This is a genomic window from Thermoanaerobacterium xylanolyticum LX-11, assembly GCF_000189775.2.
Taxonomy (GTDB): Bacteria; Bacillota; Thermoanaerobacteria; order Thermoanaerobacterales; family Thermoanaerobacteraceae; genus Thermoanaerobacterium; species Thermoanaerobacterium thermosulfurigenes.
In genome coordinates this window covers 2,432,685-2,454,827 of record NC_015555.1, presented here as the reverse complement: position 1 = coordinate 2,454,827, position 22,143 = coordinate 2,432,685, and the positions used below count along the sequence as shown (strand labels likewise).

Sequence of the window (22,143 nt, the reverse complement as noted above, 5' to 3'; positions counted from 1 at the left end):
ATCAATATATGTTGGGGAAGTAAATATGTGTTTTGCTTAATCAAATTATGTTCTAATATTTGTGGTTTCGTATTAATATATAGTGAACAATAATATGGGGGAGCTGATTTAATGAAAAGCAAAAAATATATATGGCTGGTAATTCTTGTTGCTGCCATTGGGCTACTTATCTATTTTGCCCCTATAAAAAACAGCAACAGGACGGTGTACAATATGGATCTTAAGTACAACGACAAAGACAAGACCATTATAGGAACAGAAGTGGTAGACTTTATAAACACATATGATGTGAATTTAAGCGAGGTGTACATGCATTTGTATCCCAACGCATTTAAAGATAAAAGTAAAGTTCCATTTACAAAAGAAGAAATAGGGTTGGCATATCCAAATGGATTTAAGCCAGGGTATATAGAGATAAATGGAGTGACTTTTGGTAAAAATGAAAAAGCTACATACAGCATTGATCAAAAAACAGGTGAGATTTTAAAGATACTTCTCCCTAAAAAATTGGAGAAAGGCGACAGGATAAGCTTCGCTATAGGCTTTAAAGTTCAGATTCCTCCATCTTGCGGCAGATTTGGTTATGGAAACAATACCATCCAGGTGACAAATTTTTATCCTATTTTGTCGGTGTACGACCAAAACGGCTGGAACAATGATCCCTACTATGCATTGGGTGATCCATTTTACAGCGATGTATCAAATTATAAAGTGAAACTTGCTGTGCCAAAAGGAATGGAAGTGGCGACAACAGGTGTCGTGAAGTCTAAGGCGAGACAAGGCGATATGGATGTATTAACTATAGATGCTCCAAATGTGAGGGATTTTGCCGTCGTCATGAGCTCTAAATTTAAAGTAGCGGAAGGAGATGTTGACGGCATTAAGGTTAAGTCATATTACTTTGATGAAGATTCAGGATTAAAAGCCTTAAAGTACGCACAGGATGCTATAAGATTTTACAATAGCTACATAGGCAAGTACCCGTATAAAGAGTACAGCGTAGTAGAATCGGATTTTTACATGGGTGGGATGGAGTATCCAAATTTGGTGTTTATATCAAAAGATCTCTATTCAAAAGACAATTTGTTTAATTTAGAATACGTTATAGCACATGAGACAGCTCACCAGTGGTGGTATGGCGTCGTTGGGAATAATGAGGTAAGGGAAGCGTGGCTTGATGAAGGGCTTACAGAGTATACGACGATAATGTACATTGAGCGGTATTACGGAAAAGCCACTGCAGATGCGGTATTTAAATCCATAATTTCAGGAGAATTTTATAAGTTTTCCAAGACCAACAAAGATGATGGAATGGTGAAGACATTAGGGCAATTTAAGGATTGGAATGATTACACTAATATCGTGTACAACAAAGGGGCAATGGTATTCAATGAACTTAGGAACCTTATAGGAGATGAAAAATTTAAAGAGGTCTTAGATAAGTACTATTCAGATTACAAATATAAAAATGCCACTACGCAGAACCTTATAGACGTAGTGGACAGTGTGACTGGAAAGGATACAGGAGGATTTTTCGAAGAATGGCTTGATTAATTTATAGTTTTTCTCTTAATCCTTATGTCATCTCCGTAGAAGTTTAAAAGTTTGAAATTCCCAAGTATTCTTGAACACAGTCTTTCTGGGTAAATATTCATTACTTCTGATAATGGCAAGTTTGTAGATATAATGAATTTCTTGTTGGCCAAAAGCCTTGCGTTGACGATGCTGAAGATTTCCTGGAGGCTGAATGGCGTAATAGGTTCAGTCCCCAGGTCGTCTATTATAAGCAAGTCGCATTCTCTAAGCAAATCTGTGTACTCGTAGTACGAATCATTGTCAGAATTCAACTTATTAAGTCTTAGTCCTTCCACAAGGTCTGGAGCTGTCCTGTATAGGACTACTTTGCCTTTGTCTAAAAGTTCTTTTGCAACGCAGTGGGAAAGAAAAGTCTTGCCAAGTCCAGAGTCCCCGTAAAAAAACAGGCTTTCCTTCTCCACATCAAAGTAGTCGATAAAGTCTTTGGCTACTTCTACTATGCTTTTAATGTTTTCCCTAGGAGACATTTTTCCTTTGTATGGTTTGTCTGAGTAAAGGTGATAGTCAAAGTTGTCAAAGTTTTCGATCTTAGTTATTTCTTCTATGCTGGACTGCTTGTAGTATAGATTGATAAGTTTTTGTTCGAAACACCTGCACCTTTTGTTGTTTACAAAACCTGTATCTTTGCAAATGTTGCATTCATATTCTTGCTCCATGTACGTTTCAGGATAACCATTAAGCTTAAGAAGTCCAGCTTTTTCCTTTTTCAAATAGATAAGCTTATGCCTTAAGTTTTCTAAAAATTCTTTTTGGTTTTGGGGATTTAGAAAAATGGCTTTTGATATTTCGATGCCGATTTCTTTTATTTTATCGTCTATTTGAGATATCTGCGGTATCTTTCTGTAGACTTCTTCCCGCCTACTGAGGGCTTCTTTCAAGGACTTGTCCCTCAACATGTCGTATTCCCTTAAAACCTCTTGAACCAAGTTATTCACCAAATTCACCTCTTGAATGAGCTAAAAGTTTCTTTTCCAGCTCGTCTACATCGTATGTCCTCTGAGAGTATCCATTGAAGTAATTTTTAGGGACTTTGTAGTTGGGAGTAGTCTTTTTAGTGTATGGTTTTTTCTTTATTTTGTCTAAGTCATTTACAGTTCTTATGCCGTCGTTGTACCAATTGATGAGTATCTGATTGATGTACGGAAAACTGGGTTCGTTTATCTTTAAGACGCATTCGTCACACGCTTTTATGATGACATCGACATCAAAGCCTAAATCGTCCATCCACCTGTCCATCATGGCTTTGTGGGCTTCCATCACATCGTCATCTTTTAATCCCAGTGCTCTTAAGATTTTTTTGTACCTTATCCACTTTTCGCTTTCCGATTTTAAGTATGCTTCTACATCAAGCGCTGTCTTAAGCCCTGCATCATGCCATGCAATTGCTACCTTTTCCATGTACTTAAGAGACGTCTTGTTTTTTGACACACAGTAACTTATAAGCATTGTCAAAATCTCCAGAGAGAATCCATACTCATCAACCCAGCTTAGGTAAGTGTTCATCTCAGTTGGTGAAAGAGGTCTGCCTATCATTTTTTCTACCGTTTCAAACATCTGCTTGACTTCAGTATCGTCAATCGACAATGTGTGTACATCATCAGATTTTTTGACAAGTGGAAGATATTCTATGTAATATTCGTTGTCAGAATACCTAAGCCTAATTACGCCAGATCTTTCCCAGAATTTCAAAGCTTTGTCTATGTCATTTTCTGACATAAAAAGCTTATCTGCCATTTCTTCCATTGAGAAGCTTTGGTTGTAATATGAATATTTAAGTCCTAAAAGGTATACTTTTACGTATTCACCTGGTGCTTCTAACATATAATGATTTATAAAAAAATTGCTAACGGGGGTGCTTCCCATATCATCAAAATCATTAGAAAAATTACATCTGCTCATGTACACCACCTCAAGTTTAATTATAACACGATGTGTCATAACCATCAATTTAAAAGAATATAATATATATTACGACAAATTTGTCTATTTTTTAAGTTTGATATGCATAAAATTTGCAAAAAAACAAAAAATAATAACGCATTTTTGTATGCAATCTATGCGCAAATGAAAGGAGAAGACGATGGATAACGAAGATAAGTCAAACCCTTTTAGTTGCAACTTAATCAAAAAAGTTTCAATTAAAAGGCGATTTATATTAACTGCCACTTTGACGATTTTGTTTGCCGTAGTTTTCTACATTGGCATCGACAAAAGTGCATTTTTTAGTACGGAAGATCAAAGCTTAAATCATTTTGCATATAGCGTAGAACAGGGAAGATTTGTGCGCATTGATAGACCCACAGCGATTGTAGTTGACGGCTTTAATGTAGTGACGCTAAAGAATAGAGAAGACGCATTGTGGGTACTTAATGATATCCTTGACAAGTACAAAAACGGGTCTATGAAAGTCTATTTCAAAAATGATGTGAAACTGGTTGAGGTAGATAGCCCTGCAGTTAAAATCGAGACAGTTGGAGAAGCCTTAAAAAAGCTGGAAGGTGATGATGTTGAGACTTACACTGTAAAAGACCATGACACTCTTTGGTCAATCTCGAGAAAATTTAGCATCTCGTTAGACGACATATATAAATTAAATCCTATGGTTACCACTACAATTTTTAAAGGGCAGATTTTAAAAGTAAAAGAGCTTAAACCTGTTTTGACTGTAGTATCAGAGAGAAAAATCGTGTACATGGATGACATTCCGCATGAAACCGTTTATCAAAAAGATGGTGACATGTTTGCCAACGCTTCCAAAGTTGTAGCAAATGGAGAAGATGGTGTCAAAATAGTTACTGCCGTTTTGAAGTATTACAATGGGCAAATATCCGAAAAAGATGTGATAAACGAAGAGGTGGTAAAAGATCCAGCAGATGAGATTGTATCTGTAGGGACTAAGAATCTTTCAACTGCAATCGCTCTTGATTATCCAATACGAGGGCATATAGTGATAACGTCCAGGTACGGGCAAAGGTGGGGAAGACTTCATGCAGGCATAGATATAGCAGCATCTATGAATGATCCTATATATGCAGCGGATGGAGGTACTGTCGTATTTGCAGGATGGGAAAATGGTTATGGAAATCTTGTTGAGGTCGATCATGGAAACGGATATGTGACGTACTATGGCCATGCCAGCAAGCTTTTGGTGAAAAAGGGAGACAAGGTTAATAAAGGACAGGAAATCGCCTTAGTGGGTATGACAGGAAATACTACAGGACCACATGTTCACTTTGAAGTCAGAAAAAATGGTGTGCCAGTAAACCCTATGATGTACTTAAAATGAGAGCCGAAATACGGCTCTTTTTTGTTCCTTAAATTTACTTTGCAATGTGCTTGACATTGGGTTATAATGTAATTGTATTACCTCATATATTTAAGTATATACATATTTTTAGTATTTTGTGAGGTGATACACTATGAAGAAAAATAAAATCATTGTGGCGATTGTTTTTATTGCTTTTGTGTTGGCTTTATTGTTTAATGAAAGCATATTGACAAAGGCATATCCGGTTTATAAGGTGATTGGCAAAGACAAGATTGAAGAAAGCGTAAAAAATTTTAAGACTAAGGAAAGCAAACATTTTATTGTTAGATATCAAGATTCAGATAGCAAATACGTTTCGCTTATCATAGATACGGCTGAAAAGCACTATTATGGCGTCATAAAAGATTTAGGATATGCACCTAAAGATAAGTCGGTTATCATAGTTTATAGCAATCCTGATGAAATGAATAAGGACTTTTCCCTTGCAAAAGGAGAAAATGCCATGGGAATATATTTAAACGGTGTAATAAGCATAGAATCTCCAGCCCTTTGGATACCTTCAGGGCAGGATGTGACGAAAGTTTTTCAATACGAAGGTCCTGTTGTCCATGAGTTTACGCATCTTGTTGTAGACGACATCGCTAAAGGCAATTATCCGACGTGGTTTACAGAAGGCATAGCCCTTTTAGAGGAGTACAGACAAGATGGATACGAATGGGGCAAAGACTTAAGCTATAATGGGAAACCATATACTTTTGACCAATTGGAAAACAATTTTGACTCACTTGATGAGATGTTGGCGTATAAAAGGGCTTTTCAGGTGACAAAGGCCATAAGCGATAAATTTGGCATGGAGACTATAAGAGAGATGCTTAGAGATTTAGGAAGCGGAATGAGTATAGAGTCAAGCTTTTACAAAGAGACTGGCTTAAAGCTTGATACATTTGTCAACAATGTTAAGGGGTGATGGCATTTGAGCAGAATCCTGATAGTAGACGATGAAAAGCCAATTGTCGAGATCTTGAAGTACAATTTAGAAAAAAATGGATACAGCACGATAGAGGCATATGATGGGGAGGAAGGTCTTAAAATGGCTCAAGAGAAAAATCCTGACCTTATCCTCCTTGACGTCATGCTTCCAAAAATGGACGGTTTTACAGTTTTAAGGATATTGAGGCAGACTATGACTACACCCATATTGATGCTTACGGCAAAGGAAGAGGAAGTAGACAAAGTATTGGGATTGGAACTGGGTGCCGACGACTATGTGACGAAGCCTTTTTCTATGAGAGAGCTTATTGCCAGGGTAAAAGCTAATTTAAGAAGAAGCGGTATAAGCAATGGTGAGACTATGTCAAATGTTTTAAGTGTAAATAGCTTAAACATCGATTTGTCAAAATACAGAGTAGAGAAAAATGGAAAACCCATCGAGCTTACATCGAGAGAGTTTGACCTTTTAAAATTTTTGGTAGCCAACCGAGGGCTTATATTTTCGCGAGAGATGCTTTTAGAAAAGGTTTGGGGTTATGAATACTTTGGCGATGTAAGGACGGTGGATGTTACAATAAGGCGACTTAGAGAAAAAATTGAGGATGATCCGGCAAACCCAAGGTATATACATACCAAAAGAGGGGTTGGTTATTATTTTAGCGAAGAAAGTGAACTATAAAAGCATACAGTGGAAGATAATACTCATATATGGCCTTTTGATACTGGTGGCGATGGAGATAATATGGGTATACCTTTTCAAATCTTTAGAAAATTATCACATGACGAATTTCGAAAACTACATTGAAGCACAGGCTACAGGCATCGCCTTCACATTGAAAGACAACATGAATTCCAAAACAAGTTTAGACAATATAATAAACATGTATTTAGGACCTAATGCCTACATAAAATACTTATACATACTTGACAAATACGGCAATATCTTAGCCAGTTCTACAGGAGAAAAAGGTAAGATGTTGACACCTGCAGTCATAAAAGCATTGTCTGGCAAACAGGGGATGGAGACTACAAATGACAACAATTCAAACGGCAAATTGAGAAGCATTGCCATGCCTGTAGTTGACAGCGATGGGAAAATATCAGGAGTTGTATATGTTAGCGGTTCTTTAAAAAGCGTATACGATACACTGTCTGATGTGAATTTCATCTTATTAAGTGCAACATTTATAGCGGTGATAATAACCGTCATTTTAGGATATATATTAGCAAAGACCATCACAGATCCCATAAAAGAAGTGACGAAGTACGCTAAAGAGATGGCGGAAGGAAATTTCGACGTTCACATAAACATAAGATCTGATGATGAGATAGGCAAACTTGGCAGCATGTTTAACTTCATGTCTAAAAGGCTTAAGACTACTCTAAATGAGATGGAAAATGAGAAAAGCAAAGTAGAAGCCATAATAAGCTATATGTCAGATGGAGTAATTGCGACAAATGACTTAAATAGGATCATACTTTTTAATGATGCTGCAGAAAAAATGATAGGCGAAAAGTTAGCTATGGATGAACCTATAGAGAAGATAGCCCAAGGACAGCTAAAAAACACTGAAAGCCTTATTTTCTGTAATGGCAAGATTTTAAAGTCGTTTGTAAGCCCTATAAAAGTAGACAAAAACATAGATGGCAATGTATTTGTGCTGCACGACATAACAGAGCAGCAAAACCTTGATAACATGAGAAAAGAGTTTGTGGCAAATGTTTCACATGAATTGAGAACTCCTCTTACAACCATAAAAAGCTACACAGAGACCCTTCTTAATGACGGTGTTGACGATGAAATGAGGAACAGGTTTTTGTACATAATAGATAAAGAAGTTGATAGAATGACGAGGCTGGTGAAAGATCTTCTTCTTTTATCAAGGATGGATTCAAATGGAAAGTTAAATTTAACTGAGGCAAATCTCAATGAATTTGTGGAAGAAGTTTTGTACAAAATAAAGATAGAGGCACAGAAGAAAAATCAAAAGCTGTTATTCTGTGCAGGAGAAGAAAAAAGAAATGTAAATATAGATAAAGACAAGATGGAACAAGTGATTTTAAACATAGTTTCAAATTCTATAAAGTATACGAATCCGGGTGGATATGTGAGAGTTTTTACAAAATACCTTGACGATTACGCATATATAGTCGTTAATGACAATGGGATTGGCATACCCAAAAAGGATCTTCCGAGGATATTTGAGAGGTTTTACAGAGTTGACAAGGGAAGGTCAAGAGAGCTTGGAGGAACTGGCCTTGGCCTTGCCATTGCAAAAGAGATCGTCACCGCTCATGGAGGAGAGATAAATATAGAAAGCGAAATTGGAGTAGGCACTACTGTAACCGTAAAACTTAAGTATTAGTCAAACCGTAACTATATTTTAATATTTGTGTAACATTGTTGTAATAATGATGCTCTATAATCAAGATATAGAATAATGGTTATATTAGGTATCATGTGCAAAATTTTATATATTTATGTCAGTTTATGATGAGGAGTGGTACTTTTGAAAAAGGTTTTAGCCCTTGTTATTGCCACGATGATGTTTATGATATTTTTTATGACTTACGGGTTTGCCGATGATTTGATCACCGTCAAATCAGATATAAGCGATGTCACCACAAACAACAAATACTTTGTCATATCAGGCAATGGGCAGCCAGATACTTACGTGGAGCTTATATTAAATGATAGTTTAAATGACAAGTGGGTTATAGGAGATACTGGTCTTTTTGCCAAGCTTATAACGTTGGCTTTAGGGGACAACTACGTAACTTTAAAGGCTGTCAAAGACGGACAGGTGCAGGTGGTAAAGGGTCATATAGTATTGCAAAGCAACAATGGCATTATCCAGATTACGGTTGATACGTTGGAAGGCTTGTGGAATAAGCTTTTTAAATAAAGCGGTGCGATTATGAAAGAGCATATTAAGACTGCTGTACTCATATTGCTTGTTTCTACAAGCCTTTATTTTAGTTACACACTTTGGACATCTTTTCCTCAGAAAAGCTTTTTTATGACCAAGTCTACACCAGTAAGTGTAGATATATCCGATATATTGAGGCCTTCTTCTATCATTGTAGAGTCAAGCGGCACATTTATGGATGTAACGTCGTCAAACGATATAAATTCAGTGTGGATGAATACGGTAAAGATTTTAAAAGAGATTAAGAATACAACACTTTTACAACTTTCTAAGAATGACTTAAACCGAAAAGGGGATTTTGTGCATATTTATTTTGGGAAGGGCATAACAGAGGATTTGTTTAAAAATGCCCTAAAATTAAATGATTCACCTATCTTGAAAATAGGGCAAGACACTTTGATAAAAGAGATAATCATAAAATTAGGTGTAAAACCTCAGATCATCTTTACGGATTACAGCAGTTATTATGCCATAGATCTTAAAAATTCCAGCTATTTTTTAAGCCTTATAAGCAAGCAATTTCAAAGCTCTATAAATTATTCTATTACTACCGCAGGCGATGTATACAGCGAAAACAAATTTGCAGTAAAAAGTTTTCCATTAAAAAGATATGTAAGTAGAGGCTTTGAAAATGACACCGTATATAGGACTATTACCAAAAATGTGTTTGTTAATATATCTGTAGTGCGGGAGATAAAAGAAAACAGTGGTTCGTACATATACACCGATGGTGTAAGAGGATTAAGGCTTTACCAAAATGGATTAATAGAGTATTTTGATACAACTACCACATCGTCAAAATTAACTTTAGGTAGAGTAGAGTCTTTAGATAAAGCAGTGGAATTCATAAAAACCTTAGGCATAGATGAGAAAAATGTTTACTTGACAGGCGTCAGTGGCAGCGGTGGAGATTACAGCTTTGCCTTCAATTACGATTATGATTACCCTATGTATGTACTGAGAAACGGTGATATCAAAGACCCAATTTATGTATTTGTATCAAATGGGACAATTAAATCTGCGATTGTAAACTATATGAATATTTACTACGCAGGTCAGTACAATGGCGGATTTTACGATATAGGCAAACTTTTGAAGGACCACAAAATAGATGACGTACAGTTTGTAGATATGGTGTATGTTTTTGATGGCAATGAGCTTATACCTGCTTGGCATGTAAAAACTCAGGCAAATGAGTATTTTTTCAGCGCTTTAGATGGGAAAATAATGTGATGATGGTGTTTTAATATGGACTGGTCAAAAGCAAAAACGATCTTGATTATTATATTTGCTGTGCTAAATTTAATACTTTACATGGGAAACTTAAGTATAGCAGAAACTAATAATTCTGTTCCATCTTCTTTTGATATGAGCAAAATGAAGGAGATTTTAAGAGAAAACAATATTGTTGTTAATGCTAAGATACCTTACGATTACAATCCTATGCCTATGCTTCTGGTAAAGCTTAAAAGCTACAGCAAAGCATACATAGATGAAAATTTTTTAAAAGGCTTAAAGTACGTATCAAATGGCGATGGTTCTCTTTACACATTTACTAATGGTTCATTAGAAGTTAAAAACGGCTTTTTATATTTTCAGGTTAAAGACGAAAAGTTTGCCAAAATGAATAGTGATGAAGCTTTTCGCTACATAACATCCTTTGTAAATGACAAGAAACTTAAAGAGGAGTATTCCATTTTAAGGCAGTACATAGATGGTGATAAATACACTGTTGAATATACAGAAAAATACAATGGGGTTAATGTCGATGTAAGCTACATGAAAGGTGTCATATCAGGCGATACATTTTCCTTTGAATCGACGTGGCTCATACCTTTAAGAGAAGAAAATGACAAAAAGGAGATCATACCTCCAATAAGCGCACTTTTAAAGCTTTTAGATGTGAATGAAGGCAGTAAAAGCGTCGTAGTAAGAGACATAAGACCAGTTTACTATTTTAGCTGGAGAAATGCTGATACCGGCGAAGCAATACCTACGTGGAGGATAACGACGGAAAACACGGTGTACTACATAAATGCGTATACAGGTAATTTTGAAGAGAGGTAAAAATTACCTCTCTTTTTGCGTAAGATGTTTTCGTAAAAATGCTTGTAAAATTGTTGAAATTGTATTAAAGTATATATGTATGATTGTGAAGTTTTTTAGATTCTGTGAAGGGAAGATTAAACAGTGGATAAGTTTGTTATAAATGGAGGAATACCTCTTAAAGGAACAGTTGAGATTAGTGGGGCGAAAAATTCTGCTGTTGCCATACTTCCTGCTGCTCTTTTAGCAGATACTCCCAGTAGTATTGACAATTTGCCAGATATAAACGACATAGAACTGCTTAGCAAAATGATTCAATATCTTGGTGGAAAAACCATCAAAAAAGAGCATGAGATTACGATAGACCCTGAAGGCATCAATTCATTTTGTCCGCCGCATGAGTTGGCAAGCCAGATGAGGGCTTCATACTATCTTATAGGTGCTCTTTTAAGCAGGTTCAAAGAGGCCGCTATAGCCATGCCTGGTGGATGTAACATAGGTGTGAGGCCAATCGATCAGCATATAAAGGGGTTTGAAGCGTTAGGTGCAAAAACGACTATAGAACACGGAATAATAAGGGTAAAAGCAGATAAGTTAGTGGGGAATCATATATATTTTGACGTTGTAAGTGTAGGTGCTACTATAAATTTGATGTTGGCTGCCTGTAAAGCTGAAGGCACTACAATACTTGAAAATTGTGCAAAGGAACCTCATGTCGTTGATGTAGCAAACTTCCTAAATGCAATGGGTGCTAATATAAAAGGCGCTGGTACAGACACCATAAAAATCATTGGAGTAGACAAGCTTCATGGCTGCAGGCATACAGTAATCCCTGATCAGATAGAAGCTGGGACGTACATGGTGGCTGCAGCAGCAACACATGGGGATGTCATCGTAAAAGGCATAATACCGAAGCACTTAGAGTCTATAATTGCGAAGATGTCTGAAATGGGTGTGAAAATCGAGGAGTATGATGAAGAACTGAGAGTTACCACAGATGGCAGGTTAAAAAGAGTAGACATTAAGACGCAGCCGTATCCAGGTTTTCCTACAGATATGCAACAACTTATGGCGGTATTATTGGCTCTTGCGGATGGGGTCAGTGTTATAACCGAAAATGTGTATGAAGGCAGGTTTAAATACTTAGATGAACTTAAGAAGATGGGTGTCAATGCAAAGGTGGAAGGCCGCATAGCTGTCATAGAAGGAACTCAAAAGCTTACTGGCGCACCGCTTACAGCTACTGATTTAAGGGCTGGGGCAGCTATGGTGATAGCTGGTCTTGCTGCCAGCGGCACTACAGAGGTTAAGAATATCTACCATATCGACAGAGGATATGAGTCGATGGAGAAAAAACTGCAAAAATTAGGCGCAGACATAAAAAGGGTAAAATAAGTCCTCATTAGGACTTATTTTTGTACATAAATTAGAATAAATCACCTCATAATACACATGATAATTATGAGGTGATATGATGCAAAGCGGCGATGATAGAAATGCAAAAAGACCGTCTTATCTTATGACAGTCGTAATAATAGCTGTGATTACATCACTTGTTTTTACATACATTGCTCCAAAATTTCTGTGGGGGAAGGTGATACCTCTACCGTACACCAATACTGCTCCGCTGAAAAAAGAAGTTATAATACCTAAGGCAGAACCTTCTACGATAGCAGAAGCTGTAGCCAAAAAAGACACACAGGCTGTCGTAGGGATATCATCTATTGAGTATGAAAGGCAGTATTACGTGTTGGAAAAACAAGTAGAAGGCGTAGGCTCTGGATTTATTGTGGACAAAAACGGATACATTATTACAAATAACCATGTGGCAAGTCCAGAGTCAAAGAAACTTACCATCTATTTAAGCGATGGAAGTACGCTACCTGGAAAGGTTTTGTGGTCTGATTCCACATTGGATCTTTCGGTTGTCAAGATAAACGCCAAAAATCTTCCAACCATACCTTTGGGAGATTCAGATAAGGTTCAAGTTGGTCAGACGGTGATAGCCATAGGCAATCCTTTAGGGCTTCGCTTTGAAAGGACAGTGACATCTGGCATAATAAGCGCGTTAAATAGAAGTCTGCCATTAGAAGAAAATAACAAACAAAAAATCATGGAAGATTTGATACAGACAGATGCATCGATAAATCCCGGCAATAGCGGTGGTCCTTTAGTGGATGCTCAAGGAAATGCAATAGGCATCAATACGGCGAAAGTAACGACAGCGGAAGGATTGGGCTTTGCCATACCAATCAATATTATAAAGCCTATCATTAAAAAAGTGATTACAACAGGTACATTTAAAGCACCTTATTTAGGAATAGTAGGGTACGATAAAGAGATAGCCAGCTATATAAATGCAGATATAGTTATAGCGGAAGGGATATACGTTGCTGACATAGATCCTGCAGGGCCAGCAGAAAAAGCTGGTATCAAAAAAGGATATATACTTTTAGAGGTTGATGGTAAACCTGTTGATACAATGGTGCAGCTTAAAACTGTAATATATTCAAAAAATATAGGTGACAAAGTAAGTGTGAAATACAGGACATTGACGGGGAATATCGGGATGACTACAATAACGTTAGGAAAATGAGGAGAATATTGTTATGTATGTTGTTTGTGAAAAACATTTGGAGGATGCCATTGAAGAGTTTGTAGATGTATATGAGCAACCGCCAGATATATACATGCTTGACGATGTATCATTTACTGATTGGTTGGCACCTCATAAGTGCGATTTTTGCGATGACATTCCTAAGTATCTTGTCGTATAATGGAGGGAGAATTTTGAATATAGACGTAATTGCAGTTGGAAAGATAAAAGAGAGATTTATAGAAGATGGAATACAGGAATACGCCAAAAGATTGAAGCCATACTGCAATATAAACATAACTGAAGTAAACGATGAAAAAGCCCCTGAAAGCTTAAGCGATAAAGAAAAAGAAGCCATTATGTTAAAAGAAGGCTCTAAGATCATCGATAAGATCAGAAAAGGAAGCTTTATAATATCCTTATGCATAGAAGGTAGACAAATGGATTCGGTAGAATTTGCCCGCTATATAGAAGATGTCATGACGGCGGGCAATTCTAATATAACATTTGTGATAGGAGGATCATTAGGCTTACACGACGATATAAAATCTATGTCGGATCTAAAGCTATCATTTTCAAAGATGACATTTCCACACCAGCTCATGCGGCTTATATTAGTAGAACAAATTTATAGGGCATTCAAGATAATGAAGGGTGAGACGTATCATAAGTGAGGCTTTTCACATCTGTAAACATACAACAGTGTTTTTTTGCTTTTTGGCTATATATAGCGCCTTATCAGCTATTATAACAATATCTATAGCACTTACTTTATAATTTGTAACTGCCACACCTACAGAAACTGTAACAGTAACATTCGTTTTAAAAAAATGTTTTTCCACCGCTTTTTTAATTCTCATTGCTACCACTTCTGCTTCATTGTAATTTGTATTAGGCATAATTATAGCAAATTCTTCTCCTCCATACCGATAAGCAGTATCACTCTTTCTTATATTTGCTTTTAGAATATCTGCTAATTCTGCAAGTACAGCGTCACCTGTTACATGTCCATATGTATCATTAATTAATTTAAAATTATCGACATCACAAATCAAAAGAGCTAAATTAGCCCTACCTCTTAAACGCTTTAATTTATCCGATAAAATATAGTCAAAATATTTCCTGTTGTATAAACTGGTTAGCTTGCCTATTCTTGCATTGTTTTTAAGTACATATGTATAAATACTTATTGTAATGCAAATAAAGAACTGTATTAGTATAAAAACAATACTATTAGCAGTATAGTAAGTAATTAGAGTAATTAAAAATGATAAAATGATGACATAAAAATCTATAATTTTCAATTATATCACCTTTCCCCTATACACTTTTATACAAAATTATAAGGCAATTATATAAAAAAGTAAACTATTAAGCAATAAAAATATGTGCGTTTTAGTTTATTTATAAAGTTTGTAATACAGAATAATATATATATGTATTAAATTTTTGTGGAAGTTGAGTGAATATAAAGGTGAATGGTGATTTTGATTTAAAAAAAGTAGGAATGCGCATAAGAGCAGAAAGAGAACGAATAGGATTAACGAGAGAGCAGTTTGCAGAAGCAGTAGGCGTTTCTGCTATGTATATTGGGCATATAGAGCGTGCTCAACGAGTAATGAGTTTAAAGACATTTGTACGTATTGCAAAGAGTCTTCATGTAAGTACAGATTATCTTTTATTCGGGATAGGGGAAGCGGAAAATAAAAATAACGATGGAAAAGAAGATGCGCTAATAGAATTGCTTAATAAATGTACTGACAGGGAACGTAAAATTGCAGAAGAAATATTAAAACTTTTGGTTACATATATAAAATAGTCAAGGTGCAGTTACTACACAATAGCATCTTATTTTTTTGTATCTTTTATTAAAGATTTAAACATATAGTGATGCTATAGAGTTTTAAAACATGCGTGATTTTACATGTGCTTTTGTGCAGTTGACATAAAGTATATGTGTATTAAAATTCATGTAAGAAGGTGTATAATTTGTGCATACAAATATTGTTATAGATGATAAGCTTATTAAAGAAGCCTTAAAGATAACTGGGATAAAAGCAAAGGAAGAAATTGTCAATGTAGCTTTACTTTTATCCAAGTGCTGCCTTTACCTCTACCAAAATTAATTATTAAACCCTCTTTTTTAAGGTCGTTTAGTACCTTTCTAATTGTAGAGTCGGAGGCATTACTAAATCTATTTCGTAAGTCGCTTATTGTAAAATCTCCATCAATATTTTCAAGAATTTCTTTTCTAATGTCGTAGTAAATTCCACCTGTAAAGTCATTCTTCGTTTGATAATCTGATATTTCTTCTGCGACTACATCAGGTATTGATTCGCTTTCGTGTGATATAATGGCTTGGAAAAACCTTAATGTCCATTCATTAGCCAATTTTCTATTGCCTGCAAAGATTACTTGAAATTTTGGATGAAATGCAAAAATCTCAGCTATCACCTTTGACATATACGATGGCGTATAGACGCCTAATTTGTAAGGGTTTAAGTAATCAGAATAGTTGGCTTCAATGACAAGAGCCGAATGCTTGTATTTTTCCAATTCACCCAGCTTCTGATGCAAAATTGGCAAATTAGCCATGTCGGCTCTAAAGTTTTCAAAACTTTTTCTTTCTACGACGGCTTCTATTTCGTTATTGTAAAACAATGCGTAATCACCTGCTGGCAACTGCACTCTTTCAACAATGCAATTGTTAAATTTCCAGGGATATTTTTCATTTGCATCAATTAATATGTGAAGATTATTGTTTCCTTTTGCAGTCAATTTAACACGAGGCTTGTGCTCCTTTAAGCCTTGCTGTGTTCTCCAAAATATCTGTTCGTATTCCCCTTCTTTATTCTTGTATTTCTTTTTAAGAAAGAGAAATTCACATCTTTTATTTACACCACGATCTAAAACTACAGATAGACGCTTCCCATATCGATCAATTGATATAATTGGAACTTTTTCAATGACTTCATAATCATTGGATTGTTCATTGGTATCTTTAAGGCAAAATATCTGACTTCCAGCACCAGGCCATTTATTCTGCACAAACAGCGATAAAAGCACCGTATCGTCTTTTTTGATACTAAGCCTGTATGGAAATTTATCGCTTTTTGTTGATTCAAGTACCCATAAAAGATTGCTCATAATGACCCTTTCCTAAATATGATTTTATTACATATCTATTTTATTATAAGAAGGAGGTCATTACAACTTTTTTATACAATTAATGCCATTTTAGTACGAAAGTATTAAAAAAATTAGTACTTTTGATCAATTGACATATTTATAAATTGGATATATTATGAAATAAGAGATTTACCGGTAAGTTCTCGAATGTAAGAATTGGATTTTAATCGAGTATAATTAAAAACGATTTTTTATTACTGCTGATCAAAGAAAGTACAGATATAAATTGTAGAGCCTTTAATATGCGCTTTTAAAAATATAAGTTATAGCATGTAATAAAGCCAAAGATTTACTGATAATGTTTGCGAAATATTTTCTTTTGTAAATGATGGACCACAGATTGGCTCTCCCATATTAGGCGATTTTACGGTTAGACTAAAGTAAAAACAATTCAAAGATAAACAGATAAAGGCCTTTCATTTTAGCGAGGGGCCTGTATTATGGTGATATATATTTGGTGGTGGTATGATTGAGAAAAATGATATATATATTGGCATTTATCGCTGTGGCTTTGTTTATCGTCATAGCTTTTGACTTATCAAATGTCTATTCTCAGAAAGAAACTAAAGATACAAACGTTAACAATGTTTTAGTAAAGACAATACAATTAAAATATGGACATATAGATGTGTCGCATGACCATGTCAATATTTCTAAGCCAAAGTTGGATTCCGATGGATTTTCAAGGATTGAGGTTTATGACAAAAATAGTGGAAAATTCATTGAAGCTTATGGCGTAAAAGAAGAGCCTTTAGATGTATCGAGTTATACTAATAAAGTATCAAAAGTGACAATTTACAAAGAGCGCAAAGATTATTCTGCAGTAACAAGGCTTTACGTGGTTTTGACAGTTTATTCTGACAGCTTAAGACAGATAAAAAGCATCGATAAGACGTATTGGCAGAAAGTCGATGATGGCGATTGGCAGTTGAAAAATCCACATGCAGTTGCGATTTCTACAACTGGCATCTTTCCTTCAAAGGAAATTGAGGCAAGCGGTACCGCAACGATAGAAATGAAAGCTAATATATTTACGGTAGGTATCTTAAATAAGTCTGGGTTTAATGTTTTTCAATCAGGTGAAAATGGATATTATTTAAGAAAGACAGTAGAGTTGGGCTTTAGATACAGCTTGGTTTAATATCTTAATAGAAATTTTGTTTTTAAACTAAATAGTGCTAATATAATTTTTAAGAAGTATTCAAAAGTAAATCTATCTGTTATATAATAATTACAATACATATATTTGAAGGAGAAATTGAAGTGAATAGAAATTTGCACTATTTAGGAGTAGATGTAGGTTCTACTACGGCCAAAATAGTTATCTTAAATGAAAATGATGAGATAATCTATAGTAGATATGAGCGGCACTTATCCAATATAAAAGATACTATTGTAAACTTGATAGATGATGCGTATTCTAAAATCGGAGACCTTGTTGTATCTGCTGCTGTAACAGGTTCTGGCGGTATGGCAGTAGCTGAATGGCTTAATATGCCGTTTGTGCAGGAAGTGATTGCAGGTACTAAGACAGTGGAGAGGTTTTTCCCGGAAGTAGATGTTGTCATAGAATTAGGCGGCGAGGATGCTAAGATTACATACTTTGACGGCACTATTGAGCAGAGGATGAATAGCAGTTGCGCTGGTGGCACAGGTGCTTTTATAGACCAGATGGCATCACTATTAAAGACTGATGCTTTGGGTCTAAATGAGCTTGCCAAGAATTACAAAGTCATATATCCAATAGCTGCAAGGTGTGGCGTTTTTGCAAAGACAGATATTCAGCCTCTTTTAAATGAGGGAACCGCAAGAGAAGATATAGCAGCATCAATTTTTCAAGCAGTTGTAAACCAGACAATAAGTGGTCTGGCCTGTGGCAGGCCTATAAAAGGCAACGTGGCATTTTTGGGTGGGCCTTTATATTTCCTTCCAGAGTTGAGAAAGAGATTTATTGAAACATTGAACTTGAAAGATGAAGAAGTTATTGTTCCTGAAAATTCTCAATTGGCAGTTGCAATAGGTGCGGCACTTTCTGCAAATAATGGTGAAATAACTACATTAAAAGATCTAAGAGATAAAGTACATACGATTCCATACAAAGTGAAAAATGACGTGGAGAGATTAAGACCGCTATTTGTAGACGAAAATGAGTACAATGAATTTAAAGATAGGCACAAAGGCATTGATGTTTTAAAGAAAGACATAAAAGATGCTAAAGGGGGTCTTTTCTTAGGAATAGATGCCGGTTCTACTACTACAAAGTTAGTTGTGATAGATGAGGATGGTGCAATTGTCTATTCTTATTACGGCAGTAATGAAGGAAACCCTCTAAATTCTGTTATAAAAGTTCTTTTAGATATATACGAAAAGATGCCTGAAGGTGCATTTATAGCTAATTCTACTGTAACAGGATATGGCGAAAACCTTATTAAAGCAGCTTTGATGGTAGACATAGGGGAGATAGAGACAATCGCTCATTACAAGGCGTCAGAGCATTTTTTGCCTGGTGTCGACTTCATACTTGACATAGGTGGGCAAGATATGAAGTGCATAAGGATAAGGGACGGAATAATCGACAGCATAATGCTAAATGAAGCATGTTCATCAGGGTGTGGCTCATTTTTAGAGACATTTGCATCATCTCTAAATATGTCAATTGATGAGTTTACGAAAGCCGCACTGGCAGCTCAAAACCCAGTTGATTTAGGTTCTCGCTGCACTGTCTTTATGAATTCAAGGGTGAAACAGGCACAGAAGGAAGGAGCATCATTAGGAGATATATCTGCAGGGCTTTCATACTCTGTTATAAAAAACGCTTTGTATAAAGTCATAAAGATAAGAGATCCGAAAGAGTTGGGAGAAAAGATAATCGTTCAAGGCGGGACATTTCTCAATGATGCCATACTAAGAAGCTTCGAGCTAATAACAGGCAGAAACGCCGTTAGGCCTCAGATTGCAGGGCTAATGGGTGCATACGGTGCAGCTCTTATCGCAAAGGAAAGGTACAGTGGTGGAGTCAGTACAATATTTACGAAAGACAAGCTTGAAAGTTTTAGTGTGGAAGTGTCAAGCGGCAGGTGCAATAAATGCACAAACAGATGCCTTTTAACTATAAATAAATTCAATGACGGCAGAGTATTTGTATCTGGAAACCGTTGTGAAAGAGGAGCAGGAAAAGAGATAACTAACAACGATATACCAAACCTCTACGACTATAAATACAAGAAAATATTCGGATACAAGCCATTAAGCGAAGACGAGGCGTATAGAGGTACCATTGGCATGCCGAGAGTTTTAAACATGTATGAAAACTATCCTTTGTGGTTTACATTTTTCACAAGGCTGGGATTCAGGGTCGTACTGTCTGACAGGTCGTCAAAGAAGCTTTATGAGTCAGGTATGGACACAATACCGTCTGACTCTGCATGCTATCCGGCAAAAATCGTCCATGGACACATAGTCAATTTGATAAATAAAGGCATAAAGACGATATTTTATCCATGTATACCTGTCGAGCAAAATGCTTATGAAGATGCAGACAATCATTACAACTGCCCCATTGTGTCGTCATACGCTGAAGTAATTAGAAACAACATGGATGTGCTGAAAGAAAAAGAAATCTTATTCTTAAGTCCATTTTTGGCTTTGGATGACAAAGAGAGGCTTGCTAAAAGGCTCTACGAGGAATTGAGAGTTTTCGGCGTATCAAAAAGTGAAGTGGAAGATGCCTTAAAAGAAGCTTTTGATGAAGATAAAAGAGTAAAAGACGATATAAGGAGAAAAGGCGAAGAAGTCTTAAAATATCTGCGAGATACGGGAAAAAGAGGAATAGTTCTTGCAGGCAGGCCCTACCATATAGACCCAGAGATAAACCATGGCATACCCGAGATAATAACGTCATTAGGTGTGGCAGTATTGACAGAGGATTCTGTAGCGCATTTAGGCAAACTTGAGAGAAAACTTAGAGTAGTTGACCAATGGATGTACCACACGAGGCTTTATGCGGCGGCAAGCTTTGTGGCTGACAGCGACAACTTAGAGCTTGTACAGATTACTTCCTTTGGATGTGGCATCGATGCTGTCACATCTGATCAGGTTCAGGAGATCTTAAGCTCACGGGAAAAGATATTTACGCTTATAAAGATAGATGAAGGTACAAATGTAGGCTCTATAAAGATACGCATAAGGTCATTGATAGCTGCTATCAATGAGAGAAAAGATGAGAAAAGAAGCAAGACTTCATATACGATGAAGAGAGTATTGTTTACGGACGAAATGAGGAAGAAACATACTATACTGGCACCGCAGATGTCGCCGATACATTTCCAATTTTTGCAGGAAGCCTTCAATGTATCGGGATACAATTTGGAAGTTCTTCCATCTATAGATAAACCGGCTGTCGAAGAAGGGCTTAAATATGTCAATAACGATGCGTGTTTTCCTTCTATAATAGTCGTTGGGCAGCTTATTGAAGCATTGAAATCTGGCAAGTATGATTTAAACAATACGTCTGTCATAATCACACAAACAGGCGGTGGCTGCAGAGCTACGAACTACATAGGTTTTTTAAGAAAGGCTTTGAAAGATGCAGGGTTTGAAAATATACCTGTCATATCATTGAACTTTGTTGGGATGGAGAAGAATCCGGGATTTAAGATAACACCGGGACTTCTCAATAAGGCATTTATTGGCCTCGTATATGGTGACCTTCTGCAAAATGTGCTGCTTAGGGTGAGGCCATATGAGAAAATACCTGGTTCTGCTAATAAACTTTACGAAAAATGGGTGGCTAAGTGTATAGAGTCTGTAAAAAGTGGGGATCTGAAGTTATTTAAGAGAAATGTCCATCAGATCGTTCAGGATTTTGAGAATCTTGAGATCAATAATGTTGTTAAGCCTAAAGTCGGTATTGTAGGGGAGATACTTGTGAAGTACCATCCTACCGCAAACAATAGTATTGTTGATGTGCTTGAAAAAGAAGGGGCAGAAGTGATACTGCCGAATCTTATAGATTTCTTGATGTTTATACTGGATCATGCAAATGAAAAGTATAAGTATTTGTCAGGCAGCAAGATAAGGCAAGTTTTACAAAATATCGGCATTGCAGGACTTGAGTTTTATCGAAAAGAGATGAGAAAGGCTTTAGAGAAAAGCAAAAGATTTATCTCTCCAAAGACTCTCAATGAGCTAAAGGAGTTGGCGTCACCTATAGTATCTCTCGGTAACATAACTGGCGAAGGTTGGTATCTTACTGCAGAGATGGTGGAATTATTAAAAGAAGGCATATCAAATATTGTCTGCATACAGCCTTTCGCATGCCTTCCAAACCACATAACAGGGAAAGGTGTTATCAAAGCCTTAAGGGAGCTTTATAAAGAAGCAAACATTGTGGCGGTTGATTATGATCCCGGTGCAAGTGAAGTAAATCAGCTAAATAGGATAAAGCTTATGCTGTCTGTGGCTTTCAAAAAATTAGAGAAAAGCAACGAAACATTGGAGCAAATTGCTGCCACCGAAAAAATATAGTT

The 22,143-nt window shown here is 36.2% G+C and carries 20 protein-coding genes; 16 read left to right on the top strand and 4 right to left on the bottom strand.

Annotation, left to right across the window (positions count from 1 at the left end; all coding sequences use genetic code 11):
* The first annotated feature begins 111 nt into the window (after positions 1-111).
* Complete coding sequence (locus THEXY_RS11795; RefSeq protein ID WP_013789066.1) at positions 112-1,554, top strand: M1 family metallopeptidase; 1,443 nt, start codon at positions 112-114, stop codon at positions 1,552-1,554.
* On the opposite strand, the gene THEXY_RS11790 is transcribed toward THEXY_RS11795, so the two are convergent.
* Both THEXY_RS11790 and THEXY_RS11785 read right to left on the bottom strand, forming a co-directional pair.
* Positions 1,551-2,531 (bottom strand): ATP-binding protein, encoded by a 981-nt coding sequence (locus THEXY_RS11790; RefSeq protein ID WP_013789065.1) that lies wholly within the window; start codon positions 2,529-2,531, stop codon positions 1,551-1,553. The genes THEXY_RS11795 and THEXY_RS11790 overlap by 4 nt on opposite strands.
* The gene (locus tag THEXY_RS11785) at positions 2,524-3,495 is read right to left on the bottom strand and encodes a DnaD domain protein (RefSeq protein WP_013789064.1); all 972 of its coding nucleotides are present in this window, start codon (positions 3,493-3,495) and stop codon (positions 2,524-2,526) included. The genes THEXY_RS11790 and THEXY_RS11785 overlap by 8 nt, the downstream gene beginning before the upstream one ends.
* 181 nt (positions 3,496-3,676) lie before the next feature.
* Between THEXY_RS11785 and THEXY_RS11780 the strand changes: the two genes are divergently transcribed.
* From THEXY_RS11780 to rlmH, 11 genes are all read left to right on the top strand, one after another.
* On the top strand, positions 3,677-4,882 hold the full coding sequence (locus THEXY_RS11780) for a peptidoglycan DD-metalloendopeptidase family protein (RefSeq protein ID WP_013789063.1): 1,206 nt from the start codon (positions 3,677-3,679) through the stop codon (positions 4,880-4,882).
* Positions 4,883-5,015: 133 nt separating this feature from the next.
* On the top strand, positions 5,016-5,831 hold the full coding sequence (locus THEXY_RS11775; protein WP_013789062.1) for a peptidase MA family metallohydrolase: 816 nt from the start codon (positions 5,016-5,018) through the stop codon (positions 5,829-5,831).
* Positions 5,832-5,837: 6 nt separating this feature from the next.
* On the top strand, positions 5,838-6,533 hold the full coding sequence (locus tag THEXY_RS11770; protein WP_013789061.1) for a response regulator: 696 nt from the start codon (positions 5,838-5,840) through the stop codon (positions 6,531-6,533).
* A complete protein-coding gene (locus THEXY_RS11765) occupies positions 6,523-8,220 on the top strand; it encodes an ATP-binding protein (protein WP_013789060.1) in 1,698 nt (565 codons plus the stop codon). Before THEXY_RS11770 ends, THEXY_RS11765 begins: the two co-directional genes overlap by 11 nt.
* Positions 8,221-8,364: 144 nt before the next feature.
* Entirely contained in the window at positions 8,365-8,760 is a 396-nt protein-coding gene (locus THEXY_RS11760) for a hypothetical protein (RefSeq protein ID WP_013789059.1), read from the top strand.
* Between the two features lie 12 nt (positions 8,761-8,772).
* Entirely contained in the window at positions 8,773-10,017 is a 1,245-nt protein-coding gene (gene yycH, locus THEXY_RS11755; protein WP_013789058.1) for a two-component system activity regulator YycH, read from the top strand.
* Positions 10,018-10,032: 15 nt separating this feature from the next.
* Positions 10,033-10,851, top strand: coding sequence for a two-component system regulatory protein YycI (locus THEXY_RS11750; protein ID WP_013789057.1), 819 nt, complete (start codon positions 10,033-10,035; stop codon positions 10,849-10,851).
* 123 nt (positions 10,852-10,974) lie between these two features.
* Positions 10,975-12,225 (top strand): UDP-N-acetylglucosamine 1-carboxyvinyltransferase, encoded by a 1,251-nt coding sequence (gene murA / locus THEXY_RS11745; RefSeq protein ID WP_013789056.1) that lies wholly within the window; start codon positions 10,975-10,977, stop codon positions 12,223-12,225.
* A 124-nt stretch (positions 12,226-12,349) separates the two neighbouring features.
* Positions 12,350-13,426, top strand: coding sequence for a S1C family serine protease (locus THEXY_RS11740; protein ID WP_432416178.1), 1,077 nt, complete (start codon positions 12,350-12,352; stop codon positions 13,424-13,426).
* A gap of 13 nt (positions 13,427-13,439) precedes the next feature.
* On the top strand, positions 13,440-13,607 hold the full coding sequence (locus tag THEXY_RS12465; protein WP_013789054.1) for a CxxH/CxxC protein: 168 nt from the start codon (positions 13,440-13,442) through the stop codon (positions 13,605-13,607).
* Positions 13,608-13,620: 13 nt separating this feature from the next.
* The gene (rlmH, locus tag THEXY_RS11735; RefSeq protein WP_013789053.1) at positions 13,621-14,100 is read left to right on the top strand and encodes a 23S rRNA (pseudouridine(1915)-N(3))-methyltransferase RlmH; all 480 of its coding nucleotides are present in this window, start codon (positions 13,621-13,623) and stop codon (positions 14,098-14,100) included.
* Positions 14,101-14,106: 6 nt separating this feature from the next.
* On the opposite strand, the gene THEXY_RS11730 is transcribed toward rlmH, so the two are convergent.
* Entirely contained in the window at positions 14,107-14,730 is a 624-nt protein-coding gene (locus THEXY_RS11730; RefSeq protein ID WP_013789052.1) for a GGDEF domain-containing protein, read from the bottom strand.
* A gap of 158 nt (positions 14,731-14,888) precedes the next feature.
* On the opposite strand from THEXY_RS11730, the gene THEXY_RS11725 reads away from it, so the two are divergent.
* Together THEXY_RS11725 and THEXY_RS12460 are read left to right on the top strand one after the other, a co-directional pair.
* Positions 14,889-15,245: a helix-turn-helix domain-containing protein gene (locus THEXY_RS11725; RefSeq protein ID WP_013789051.1), complete on the top strand. Its 357-nt coding sequence runs from the start codon at positions 14,889-14,891 to the stop codon at positions 15,243-15,245.
* A 172-nt stretch (positions 15,246-15,417) separates the two neighbouring features.
* A complete protein-coding gene (locus tag THEXY_RS12460) occupies positions 15,418-15,552 on the top strand; it encodes a type II toxin-antitoxin system VapB family antitoxin (protein ID WP_083815345.1) in 135 nt (44 codons plus the stop codon).
* Here the strand turns inward: THEXY_RS12460 and THEXY_RS11720 are convergent.
* A complete protein-coding gene (locus THEXY_RS11720) occupies positions 15,500-16,573 on the bottom strand; it encodes an ERCC4 domain-containing protein (protein ID WP_013789050.1) in 1,074 nt (357 codons plus the stop codon). The two genes, THEXY_RS12460 and THEXY_RS11720, sit on opposite strands and share 53 nt — an antisense overlap.
* 520 nt (positions 16,574-17,093) lie before the next feature.
* On the opposite strand from THEXY_RS11720, the gene THEXY_RS11715 reads away from it, so the two are divergent.
* Entirely contained in the window at positions 17,094-17,756 is a 663-nt protein-coding gene (locus THEXY_RS11715) for a hypothetical protein (RefSeq protein WP_230197675.1), read from the top strand.
* Between the two features lie 122 nt (positions 17,757-17,878).
* On the top strand, positions 17,879-22,141 hold the full coding sequence (locus THEXY_RS11710) for a 2-hydroxyacyl-CoA dehydratase (protein WP_013789048.1): 4,263 nt from the start codon (positions 17,879-17,881) through the stop codon (positions 22,139-22,141).
* Positions 22,142-22,143: the final 2 nt, after the last annotated feature.